This is a genomic window from Janthinobacterium sp. (genome assembly GCF_031995485.1).
Classification (GTDB): domain Bacteria; phylum Pseudomonadota; class Gammaproteobacteria; order Burkholderiales; family Burkholderiaceae_D; genus Janthinobacterium.
The window spans coordinates 1-10,871 of the sequence record NZ_DAMAGB010000081.1 but is presented as its reverse complement, the minus strand read 5'-3'; the positions used below and the strand labels follow the sequence as shown (position 1 = coordinate 10,871).

Genomic DNA, 10,871 nt, shown 5'->3' with positions numbered 1-10,871 from the left:
GAGCTTGCTCAAAGCCACTCTCGGTTTTTTTCCACACATGACAGTGACATAGCCAAATATTATGCGACGGTGTGCCAGCTGGCCGGTACCGCCCGGTACTGGCCCGGCAATTGTTTCCTGGCTTCCAGCAAGCTGTCATGGATGGCATCCTGCTGGCAGGTCCAGTGTGCATCGCAGCTGAACCGGTACACGCGTGACTCGCCGGCATAGCGGCACAGTGCCAGGCCGTGGATGGCGATGGCCGCCTCGCCAGTGTCAGCGGCAACGTGGCCAAATGGCACATCGGACCAGGCCCAGGCCAGTACGCGGGCGCCATCGATATGGGTTGGTGGTGTCATGGGAGCGATCTCGTCAGTGATGCCTGCGCGCCGATTGTAGCGCGCAGGCACTGAAACCGGTGTACTGCTGGATAAATGCACAGTGCTGCAGCGCCTGGCGGCGCAAGGTCGGTATAATCATGGGATGCAAAATCTTCTTCACAACCTCAATCCCGAACAACTGGCCGCCGTCACCCTGCCAGCCCAGCATGCCCTGATCCTGGCGGGCGCCGGCTCGGGCAAGACCCGCGTGCTGACCACGCGCATCGCCTGGCTGATCCAGACCCAGCAGGTGTCGCCACCGGGCATCCTGGCCGTCACGTTTACCAACAAGGCCGCCAAGGAAATGCTGACGCGGCTGTCGGCGATGCTGCCGATCAATACGCGCGGCATGTGGATCGGCACCTTCCACGGCCTGTGCAACCGCTTGCTGCGCACGCATTACCGCGATGCCGCCTTGCCGCAGACGTTCCAGATCCTCGACTCGCAGGATCAGTTGTCGGTGATCAAGCGTTTGCTGAAAGCGAACAATATCGACGATGAAAAATTCCCGCCGAAGACGGTAATGTATTTCATCAACAACGCCAAGGATCAGGGCCTGCGCGCCACCGACGTGGAAGCGTATGACGCGCACGAACGCAAGATGGTCGAGCTGTACCAGCTGTACGACGACCAGTGCCAGCGCGAAGGGGTGGTCGATTTTGCCGAACTGCTGCTGCGCACCTATGAACTGCTGAGCCGCAACCAGCCGCTGCGCGAGCACTACCAGGCGCGTTTCCGCCATATCCTGGTCGACGAGTTCCAGGATACGAATAATCTGCAATACAACTGGTTGAAATTGCTGGCCGGCCACGGCAGCCGCGATGGCGGCGCCCTGTTTGCCGTCGGCGACGATGACCAGAGCATCTACGCGTTCCGCGGCGCCAACGTCGGCAACATGAGCGCGTTCGAGCACGAGTTCCAGGTAAAAAACCTGATCAAGCTGGAACAGAATTACCGCTCGCACGGCCATATCCTCGACAGCGCCAACGTGCTGATCGCCAATAACAGCAAGCGCCTGGGCAAGAATCTGCGTACGGACGCGGGCCATGGCGAACAGGTGCGCGTGTACGAGGCCAGCTCGGACCTGCAGGAAGCGCAGTGGATCATCGAGGAAGCAAAAAGCCTGATCGCCGAGGGCGCCTCGCGCAGCGAGATTGCGATCCTGTACCGCTCGAACGCGCAGTCGCGCGTGATCGAGCATGCGCTGTTCTCGGCCGCGATTCCGTATCACGTGTATGGCGGCCAGCGCTACTTCCAGCGCGCCGAGGTCAAGCACGCGATCGCCTACCTGCAGCTGATGGACAATCCGCACAACGATTCGGCCTTTTTGCGCGTGGTGAACTTCCCCACGCGCGGCATCGGCATGCGTTCGATCGAGCAGCTGCAGGCCGCCTCCGAGCAGTACGGCATTTCGCTGTACGCCTCGGTGCCGTATGTGGCCGGCAAGGCGGGCAGCAGCCTGGCCGGCTTCGTCAAGCTGGTCGAAGGCGTGCGCTTTGAAACCCAGCAGCTGTCCCTGCCGGAAATGGTGCGCGTGGTGCTCGAAGCGAGTACCTTGCTGCAGCACTACCAGAATGAAAAAGAAGGCGCCGACCGCATCGAGAATCTGGAGCAGATGGTCAGCGCCGCCACCCAGTTCGTGTCCGAAGAAGGTTTCGGCCAGGCCGCGCCTGCGCACCTGGGACCAACCGCCCAGGCGCAGTCGGGCACGCCCGTCGTCAACCAGGACGGCATCGAGATCCTCGACGCCGACGCGCCATTGCCGGCCGTGATGTCGCCGCTGTCGGCGTTCCTGTCGCACGCCTCGCTGGAAGCGGGCGACAACCAGGCGCAGGCGGGCCAGGATGCGTTGCAGATGATGACGGTGCACTCGGCCAAGGGCCTGGAATTCGACAACGTCTTCATTACCGGCCTGGAAGAAGGCCTGTTCCCGCACGAAAGCAGTTCCAAGGAAGACAACGGCGTGGAAGAAGAGCGGCGCCTGATGTACGTGGCCATCACGCGCGCGCGCAAGCGTTTATATATGAGCTTTTCGCAGACGCGCATGCTGCACGGCCAGACCCGCTACAACATGAAGTCGCGCTTCTTCGACGAACTGCCGGAAGAATCGCTGAAATGGCTGTCGCCGAAGGTGCAGGCCAACTGGTTCGGCAACCGCAAGTCGGCCTGGGACGAAGCGCCGCGTACGGTGGGCAGCCTGGGGTCCGATAATGCGATTGCGCAGAAGATCGCGCAGAAATCCCCTGGCGGCGGCTGGCGCATCGGCGAGTCGGTGGCCCATGCCAAGTTCGGCGAGGGCGTGATCGTCAATATCGAAGGCGGCGGCGGCAACGCGCGTGCGCAGATCAACTTCGGCCAGCACGGCATGAAGGTGCTTGATCTGGGGATTGCCAAGCTGGAGAAGCTGGGACGATAACTGCCGGGTACTAATGAAGGCGTAGAAATGGCGGGCCGGAGACGCGGGCCCGAGAAAATGCCGATGGCGGCGTTGCAGCTCCTCGCCGTACTGGCGTACTGTCTTCGTCGCTGCGCCTTGCCCTCGACATTTTTCAGGCCCGCTTGGCCCGGGAAGCCTGTGCGGGCGACTGGGGCTTTAACAGGTTTTGTCGGTGTGCTCGTGGAGTCACGTAGGTCGGATTAGCGCTGCGCGCGTAATCCGACAACACCACCGGCCCAAGCCAACAATGTTGTCGGATTACGGCCCGATGGGCCTGATCCGACCTACGTTTGCAGACCATCACCCATCGGCGTGACCGTTGGCTCAGAGCTTGTCCAGCGACACGGTCTTGCCGCTATCGGCCGGCACGCCAAAAATCTGCCGGTACGCCGCATAGAACGAACAATGCATGATCACGGTCAGGATCATCGACAGCGGCATCATCAGCTGAATCGCCATCGGCGTGCGGCCAACGATCATGAACAGCAGCTGGCTGGTGACGATGCTGATGGCGAACCAGGTCGAGGCAAACACGATAAAGGCCGACAGCGAACGCCAGACGGCGAAAAAGCTGAAGAACAGCGCCTTGCCCAGGCTGATGTGCTGCCAGTAGATCAGCGGCGCGGCAAAGCAGAAGGCCATCGCGGCCGGAATGTACAGGACGATGGTCAGCAAAATGGCCGCGCCGATATTCGATTCGCGGATCACGTCGGGCGAGGTCTGCGGATTGAGCTGGCCCGTCACCAGCTGCCACAAGGTGCCGCCATCGACCAGCGATGAGGCGCCAATCGCCACGATGGCCATGATGATGTACAGCACGCCCAGCCCGAACAGCACTGGCAGGGCCGGCTTGCGAAAGCCCGACAGCAGCAGGTTGGGCAGCACGCGCTTGCCCTGGTCGATATTCAGGCAGCCTTGTGCAAAGGCCACCGAAAAGACCGGCACCAGGATCACGGGCAGCAATTGGCCCAGCAGCGGGACGATGCTGACCAGCAGCATGCAGACCATATAGCCGAGAAACAGCATGGACAGGCCGCCCGGTTGCTTGCGAAACAGGCCGAAGCCCTGTTTCACCCAGTGCCAGCCTGTGCTTGCAGGTAATTTTTCCATTTTCTTAAAACAATTCCGGTGCAGGTGTGGTGATACGTTCGCGCAAGATGCGTTCAAAATGCGCGGGATCATGGGGCGTCAGCATTTCGGCTGCGCGCGGCTGGTAATAATCATACAGGCGCGACAGCCAGAAACGCAGGGCGGCGGCGCGCAGCAGTGGCTGCCATGCCGCGTGCTCTTCGGCGGTAAACGGCCGCACTGCCCGGTAGGCGTCGAGCAGGGCGCGCACGCGGTCAGCATCGAGCTTGCCGGTCGACAGATCGATGCACCAGTCATTCACGGTGACAGCCACGTCGAACAGCCAGGTGTCGCAGCCGGCAAAATAAAAGTCGAAAAAGCCCGTCAGCTGTTCGCCGTCGAACATCACGTTGTTGCGGAACAGGTCGGCATGCACGGGGCCGCGCGGCAGCGCTTTATAGGTGGCGCAGGCGGCAAAGGCATCCTGGAAATGAATTTCCGCGCGCAGCAGATGGGCCTTGGCATCATCGAGGTGCGGCAATACCAGCGGCGTGGTGGCGTTCCACCAGTCCAGGCCGCGCAGATTCGGCTGCTGCAAGGCAAAATCCTGCGCCGCCAGGTGCATGTTCGCCAGCATGGCGCCGACGGCCGCGCAATGCACGGGCTGCGGATTCATTTGCGAACTGCCGTCGAGCTTGCTCACGATGGCGGCCGGCTTGCCCTGCAGGCTCGATACCAGTTCACCGTTTTCGTTGGCGATCGGCGCCGGCACCAGCACGCCGCGGTCGGCCAGATGGCGCATCAGCTGCAGATAGAACGGCAATTGCTCGAAGCTCAGGTTTTCAAAGATCGTCAGCACATACTCGCCGCGCTCGGTGGTCAGGAAAAAATTGCTGTTTTCGATGCCGGAGGCGATGCCCTTGAGTGCCAGGGGTTTGCCAAGGGGAAATTGCGTGATCCACTGGCCGATATCGTCCAGGTTGAGCGCGGTAAAAACTGCCATGGGAAAGAGGGGGATCAAAAAGGTCAAAAAAAGCCGGCTGCCCCGCAGACATCCGGGGCAGGGCGGTGAGGAGTGCAGGCTTATTTGGCTGGCGGCGGTGGCGCGGGCACGTCGTCGGTGCCTTCGTCATCGCGCTGTTTCTGTTTTTTCTTGCCCAGGTCAAATTCCATGACTTTCCATTGCGGACCGCGCAAGGCGCTGCCATGGGCCTGGTCGCCGCCGGCACCCGGCTTCATGTAATAGGTGCTGCCGCCCGATGTGACCTTCACTTCCGACGTCACGCCGTTGTCGCGCTTTTCCGTGATCTGCTGGGCAGGCGCCGTTGGCGTGACGGTGATGGGCGCTTCGCCCATTTCTTCGATTCGTTCCAGCTGCGGCGGCGCATCGCTGGGTTTCGGTGGCGTCTGGGCGCCGGCAATCGCTGACGCGGCCAGCAAGGGCAGGGCCAGCAGCTTCCGGAGGATGGAGGTAGGCATCATGATGGGGTCGCTTCCAAGTGTGACCGCAGCGAGCCGCTGCAGTGTACAGGCTGTCAATAAGCCGTTGTTATCTATGGGGCATTGTAACAAACTGCCAAGCAAGCTGTTTTAAATGCAGAGAAATAGTGAGGTGCGCTGGCAAGCCTACCCATGCAGGCAAAAACAGCACGGCGCACGCAAGGCGGCGCGGCCCCAAACTCTGCGATAATTGAACGATATTCCACCGCCCGCCCCATGTTTCCCTCTGGCAGGTGCGGCTCACCTTTATTTATTGGCATTATGCAAAACACCCTGCTGTTAGTCGACGGTTCCAGTTACCTTTATCGCGCCTTCCACGCGCTGCCCGACCTGCGCAGCCCGGACGGCTACCCTACCGGCGCCATGCACGGCATGGTCAACATGCTGCGCCGTCTGCGCGCCGATTACCCGGCCGCGTATATCGCCTGCGTGTTCGATGCCAAGGGCAAGACCTTCCGCGACGATATGTATCCTGAATACAAGGCCACGCGCGCCGCCATGCCGGACGACCTGCGCCTGCAGATCGAGCCGATCCATGAGGCCGTGAAAGCCATGGGCTGGCCGATCCTGATGGTCGACGGCGTGGAGGCCGATGACGTGATCGGCACGCTGGCCGTGCAGGCAGCCAGCGCCGGCATGAACGTGGTGGTGTCGACCGGCGACAAGGACCTGGCGCAGCTGGTCAACAGCCAGGTGACCCTGATCAATACCATGAGCAACGAAAAGCTCGACGAAGCGGCCGTGCTGGCCAAGTTCGGCGTGCCGCCGAACCGCATCATCGATTACCTGTCGCTGATCGGCGATACGGTCGACAATGTGCCGGGCGTGTCGAAATGCGGACCGAAAACGGCCGTCAAATGGCTGACCCTGTATGACAGCCTGGAAGGCGTGATGGAAAACGCGGCCAATGTGGGCGGCGCCGTCGGCGAGAACCTGCGCACGGCATTGCCGTGGCTGCCGCAGGCGCGCGCCCTGATCACCGTCAAGACCGATTGCGATTTATCTGGTCACATGACCACGATTGCCGAGTCGCTGGTGGCGAAACACGAAGACCGCGAGGCACTGCTGGCGTTTTTCAACCGCTACGGCTTCAAGGCGCTGCTGCGCGAACTCGGCGGCGCGCCGCCGCCGATGTCGCCGGTGGGCGCGCCACCAGCCGCCAATGCTGCCGCGAACACCACGGGCGACATGTTTGCCGATGCCGCTCCGGCGCCCGAGGCCGTGTATGACACCGTGCTGACCGACGAGCAGTTGGACAAATGGATCGCGCTGATCGATGCGGCGCCCTTGACGGCGGTCGATACGGAAACCACCTCGCTCGAACCGATGACGGCGCAGATGGTCGGCATCTCGCTGTCGGTGGCCGAATACGCGGCCTGCTATATTCCGCTGGCGCATGACTACGCGGGCGCGCCCGATCAATTGTCGCGCCAGCATGTGCTGGACAAACTGCGCCCATGGCTGGAAGACGCCAGCAAACCCAAGCTGGGCCAGAACCTGAAATATGACAGCCATATCTTTGCCAACCATGGCGTGACACTGCGCGGCATCGTGCACGACACCCTGCTCGAATCGTATGTGTTCGAATCGCACAAGAAACACGACATGGACGGCATGGCGCTGCGCCACCTGAACTACACCACCATCCCGTTCGAGGACGTGTGCGGCAAGGGAGCCAAGCAGATCACCTTCAACCAGGTGGAAGTAGGGCAGGCGGCCCGCTATGCGGCGGAAGATGCCGATATCACCCTGCGCCTGCATAACGCCATGTGGGGCAATGTCGCCAATGACGACAAGCTGACCTATATCTACGAAAAGATCGAGCTGCCGACGGCCGAAGTGCTGCAGAAGATCGAGCGCAATGGCGTGCTGATCGACGACGCGCTGTTGAATTTGCAGTCGGCCGAGCTGGCCGTGAAAATCCTCGAGCTGGAAAAGCAGGCGTACGAGCTGGCCGAACAGCCGTTCAACCTCGGCTCGCCCAAGCAGATCGGTGAAATCTTCTTCGACAAGCTGAAACTGCCCGTCATCAAGAAAACCCCGACCGGTGCGCCCTCGACCGACGAGGAAGTGCTGCAAAAGCTGGCCGAGGATTATCCGTTGCCCAAAGTGCTGCTCGAATACCGCGGCATGGCCAAGCTCAAGTCTACCTATACCGACAAGCTGCCGAAAATGATCAACGTCACCACCGGCCGCGTGCATACCAACTATGCGCAGGCAGTGGCGGTGACGGGACGGCTGGCGTCGAACGATCCGAATCTGCAGAATATCCCGATCCGCAGCGCCGAAGGGCGCCGCATCCGCGAAGCGTTTATCGCGCCGCCGGGCAGCAGCATCGTCTCGGCCGACTATTCGCAGATCGAGCTGCGCATCATGGCGCATATCTCGGGCGACGCGGCCATGCTGCGCGCGTTTTCCGAAGGCATCGACATTCACCGCGCCACGGCGGCCGAGATCTTCGGCGTGCCGCCGGAAGAAGTGCAGAGCGAGCAGCGCCGCTATGCGAAAGTGATCAACTTCGGCCTGATCTACGGCATGAGCGCGTTCGGTTTGGCGAGTAACCTGGGCGTGGACCGCACGGCCGCGCAAAGCTATATCGACCGCTATTTCGCGCGTTTTTCGGGCGTGAAACAATACATGGAAGACACGCGCCAGCAGGCCAAGGCGCGCGGCTATGTGGAAACCGTGTTTGGCCGCCGCTTGTGGCTGCCGGAAATCAATTCGCCGAACGGCCCGCGCCGCCAGGGCGCCGAACGGGCCGCGATCAACGCGCCGATGCAGGGCACGGCCGCCGACCTGATCAAGCTGGCCATGATCGCCGTGCAGAACTGGCTGGAGCAGGACAAGCTGCAAACGAAGATGATCATGCAGGTGCACGACGAGCTGGTGCTGGAAGTGCCGGACGCCGAGCTGGAACTGGTCAAGCGCCGCCTGCCCGAGCTGATGGCCGGCGTGGCCGAACTGAAAGTGCCGCTGACGGCCGAAGTCGGCATCGGCAAGAACTGGGACGAAGCCCATTAATACAAGTACCGCAGGCCAGCGTAGGTCGGATTAGCGCGCAAGCGCGTAATTCGACAACCACTACACAATAAACCCCCACCAGGAGAACCACATGAAAGACATGATCACCGATATTGAAAGTCTGCTGGGCCAGAGCAGCCTGTCCGGCCCCGATGGCCGCCGTGGTTTCCTGAAGGTGGCGCTGGGCACCGGTTTTGCCGTCGCCGCGCTGCCGGTGGTGGCGCAAAACGTGATCAGGACCGACGCCACCGGCCTGGTCTCGGGCACCATGCTGGTCAGGATCGACGGCCAGGATGTGCCCGTGTATGCGGCCCAGCCGGAAGGCAAGACAGGCCTGCCGGTGATCCTGGTGATTTCCGAGATCTTTGGCGTGCACGAGCATATCGCCGACATGGCGCGCCGTTTTGCCAAGCAGGGTTACCTGGCGCTGGCGCCCGACCTGTTCGTGCGCCAGGGCGACGCCACCAAGGCGCCGAGCATTCCGGAACTGATGAAGAACATCGTCGGCAAGACGCCGGATGCGCAAGTGATGAGCGACCTGGACGCCATCGTTGCCTGGGCCAAGCAGAATGGCGGCGATACCTCGCGCCTGGGCATTACCGGTTTTTGCTGGGGCGGCCGCGTCACCTGGCTGTACGCGGCGCACAATCCGGACGTCAAGGCAGGCGTGGCCTGGTATGGCCGCCTGGTGGGCGACGCGACGCCGCTCACGCCGCAGCACCCGGTCGATATCGCTCCCGCACTGAAGGCGCCGGTACTGGGGCTGTATGGCGCCAAGGACACCGGCATCAGCCAGGAGTCGATCGCCACCATGAAGGCGGCGCTGGCCAAGGGGACCAGCAAATCCGAGTTCGTCGTCTACCCCGATTCGGGCCACGCCTTCAATGCCGACTACCGCCCCAGCTATGTGGCGGCCGATGCCAAGGACGGTTATGCACGCTGCCTGGCGTGGTTCAAGGCCAATGGCGTGGTGTGATCGGCACTTTTCCTCGTTGATCCAACCAGGCTGGCTGGGCCGTAAATGCCCGGCCCGGCCGCCAATGCAGTACAATTGCATCTTAAAGCGCCTGACCAAACCTGCTGCGCGGCGCGATTTGCGGCCTCCGATGCTTACTGTGCCTATGCACAGCTGCGCTTCTCGGCCGCAACTCACCTCCGCTCGCGACGGTTTTGTCAGGCGTTATTTGCGCCACGCCGCCGCCAAGGTTGCAAAAACAATCAACAAGCAATACCGTACTGAGCAGGCTCCAGCACAGCGGACGCCAGTATTCTGGCGCCCATTTTGAGGTAAGAAATCATCGATCCCGTCCTACTATCCATTCTGCTCGCGACCACCATCGCGGGCCTGTTCAGCATTACTGCGGCGGCGATCTTCTCGTTTGCGTTCCTGTCCAAGGTGGTCGAGCGCATGGTCAGCCTGTCGGTCGGCATCATGCTGTCGACCTCGCTGTTGCACGCCTTGCCGGAAGCGTTCGAGTCGCAAGCCGATCCGCGCAGCCTGTTTGCCACCCTGCTGGCCGGCCTGCTGGCGTTCTTCATGCTGGAAAAATTTGCCATCCTGCGCCACTCGCACCACCACGAAGGCGACGGCCACCACCATGCGCACGGCCACGACAAGCACGAGGCGGGCAAGGCCGGCTGGATGATCCTGGTCGGCGACGGCATGCACAATTTCACGGACGGCATCCTGATCGCCGCCGCCTTCCTGGCCGACCCGAAGCTGGGGCTGGTGACGGGCCTGGCGATTATCGCGCATGAAATCCCGCAGGAAATCGGCGACTTCATCGTGCTGCTGAACGCGGGTTTTTCGCGCCTGCGCGCCTACATCTTCAACCTGCTGTGCAGCCTGATGGCGGTGGCGGGTGGCCTGCTCGGCTACTTCACGCTGGACCGCGCCAGCAACCTGATTCCCTACGTGCTGGTGTTCGCTTCTTCCGGCTTCATCTATATTGCGCTGTCGGACCTGATGCCGCAGATGCAGCGCCGTTCCACCCTGCGCGAAACGATTCCGCAAGTGCTGCTGATCGCGCTCGGTGTGTGCATCGTGCTGTTCCTGACACGCCACCGGCACGGTGGATGATCTTTTCGCTTCGCTTCTGCACGGCTGACATGAAAATGGCGGATCAATGATTGATCCGCCATTTTTTATGGCTATGTCACCATCAAGTGTGGAAAGCTTCCCATGGTGGCCTTGAGCAAGCTTTCTGGCGAGATGATTCTCCTGGCGTCGAGGATCCAGCGCCATCCCAGGTAATTGGGCAAATAGCGGGTCGCCACGCCGTGAAACGCACTCAGCCATCCGCGCAGGCGGCTGTGATAGGCATTCACGTTCTGGACGTGGACGGTGCCACGCACGCGGATGCCCGCGCGCAAGTTCACCGCCGCATGTGCAATACCGAACTCGCGGGCGAACACGGGGTAGGCCGGATGACCATCGGTGACCAGCAGAATGTCGCGATCGATGACAGCTGGCAGGCAGGCATGCA

9 protein-coding genes are annotated in these 10,871 nt (G+C 61.8%); 4 read left to right on the top strand and 5 right to left on the bottom strand.

Features of this window, described 5'->3' with window-relative positions; all coding sequences use genetic code 11:
* Positions 1-59: 59 nt before the first annotated feature.
* Positions 60-338: a hypothetical protein gene (locus tag RTQ46_RS26765; RefSeq protein WP_312440652.1), complete on the bottom strand. Its 279-nt coding sequence runs from the start codon at positions 336-338 to the stop codon at positions 60-62.
* A 124-nt stretch (positions 339-462) separates the two neighbouring features.
* Between RTQ46_RS26765 and RTQ46_RS26760 the strand changes: the two genes are divergently transcribed.
* Positions 463-2,775: a UvrD-helicase domain-containing protein gene (locus tag RTQ46_RS26760; protein ID WP_312440651.1), complete on the top strand. Its 2,313-nt coding sequence runs from the start codon at positions 463-465 to the stop codon at positions 2,773-2,775.
* Positions 2,776-3,120: 345 nt separating this feature from the next.
* Here the strand turns inward: RTQ46_RS26760 and RTQ46_RS26755 are convergent, their stop codons facing one another.
* The 3 genes from RTQ46_RS26755 to RTQ46_RS26745 form a co-directional block, all read right to left on the bottom strand.
* Positions 3,121-3,906, bottom strand: coding sequence for a BPSS1780 family membrane protein (locus RTQ46_RS26755; protein WP_312440650.1), 786 nt, complete (start codon positions 3,904-3,906; stop codon positions 3,121-3,123).
* 4 nt (positions 3,907-3,910) lie between these two features.
* Entirely contained in the window at positions 3,911-4,867 is a 957-nt protein-coding gene (locus tag RTQ46_RS26750) for a homoserine kinase (RefSeq protein ID WP_312440649.1), read from the bottom strand.
* An 80-nt stretch (positions 4,868-4,947) separates the two neighbouring features.
* Positions 4,948-5,346: a hypothetical protein gene (locus RTQ46_RS26745; protein WP_312440648.1), complete on the bottom strand. Its 399-nt coding sequence runs from the start codon at positions 5,344-5,346 to the stop codon at positions 4,948-4,950.
* Positions 5,347-5,625: 279 nt separating this feature from the next.
* Between RTQ46_RS26745 and polA the strand changes: the two genes are divergently transcribed.
* From polA to RTQ46_RS26730, 3 genes are all read left to right on the top strand, one after another.
* On the top strand, positions 5,626-8,385 hold the full coding sequence (polA, locus tag RTQ46_RS26740; RefSeq protein WP_312440647.1) for a DNA polymerase I: 2,760 nt from the start codon (positions 5,626-5,628) through the stop codon (positions 8,383-8,385).
* Between the two features lie 91 nt (positions 8,386-8,476).
* On the top strand, positions 8,477-9,361 hold the full coding sequence (locus RTQ46_RS26735) for a dienelactone hydrolase family protein (RefSeq protein WP_312440646.1): 885 nt from the start codon (positions 8,477-8,479) through the stop codon (positions 9,359-9,361).
* A gap of 345 nt (positions 9,362-9,706) precedes the next feature.
* Entirely contained in the window at positions 9,707-10,465 is a 759-nt protein-coding gene (locus tag RTQ46_RS26730) for a ZIP family metal transporter (RefSeq protein ID WP_312440653.1), read from the top strand.
* A gap of 71 nt (positions 10,466-10,536) precedes the next feature.
* Here the strand turns inward: RTQ46_RS26730 and RTQ46_RS26725 are convergent.
* The coding region (locus RTQ46_RS26725; RefSeq protein ID WP_312440645.1) for an IS1595 family transposase at positions 10,537-10,871 on the bottom strand (335 nt) is incomplete at its 5' end.

Coding starts and splice junctions, on each gene's coding strand:
- RTQ46_RS26760 (WP_312440651.1), top strand. CDS start 463: ATGCAAAATCTTCTTCACAACCTCAATCCCGAACAACTGGCCGCCGTC.
- polA (WP_312440647.1), top strand. CDS start 5,626: ATGCAAAACACCCTGCTGTTAGTCGACGGTTCCAGTTACCTTTATCGC.
- RTQ46_RS26745 (WP_312440648.1), bottom strand. CDS start 5,346: ATGATGCCTACCTCCATCCTCCGGAAGCTGCTGGCCCTGCCCTTGCTG.
- RTQ46_RS26750 (WP_312440649.1), bottom strand. CDS start 4,867: ATGGCAGTTTTTACCGCGCTCAACCTGGACGATATCGGCCAGTGGATC.
- RTQ46_RS26765 (WP_312440652.1), bottom strand. CDS start 338: ATGACACCACCAACCCATATCGATGGCGCCCGCGTACTGGCCTGGGCC.
- RTQ46_RS26735 (WP_312440646.1), top strand. CDS start 8,477: ATGAAAGACATGATCACCGATATTGAAAGTCTGCTGGGCCAGAGCAGC.
- RTQ46_RS26755 (WP_312440650.1), bottom strand. CDS start 3,906: ATGGAAAAATTACCTGCAAGCACAGGCTGGCACTGGGTGAAACAGGGC.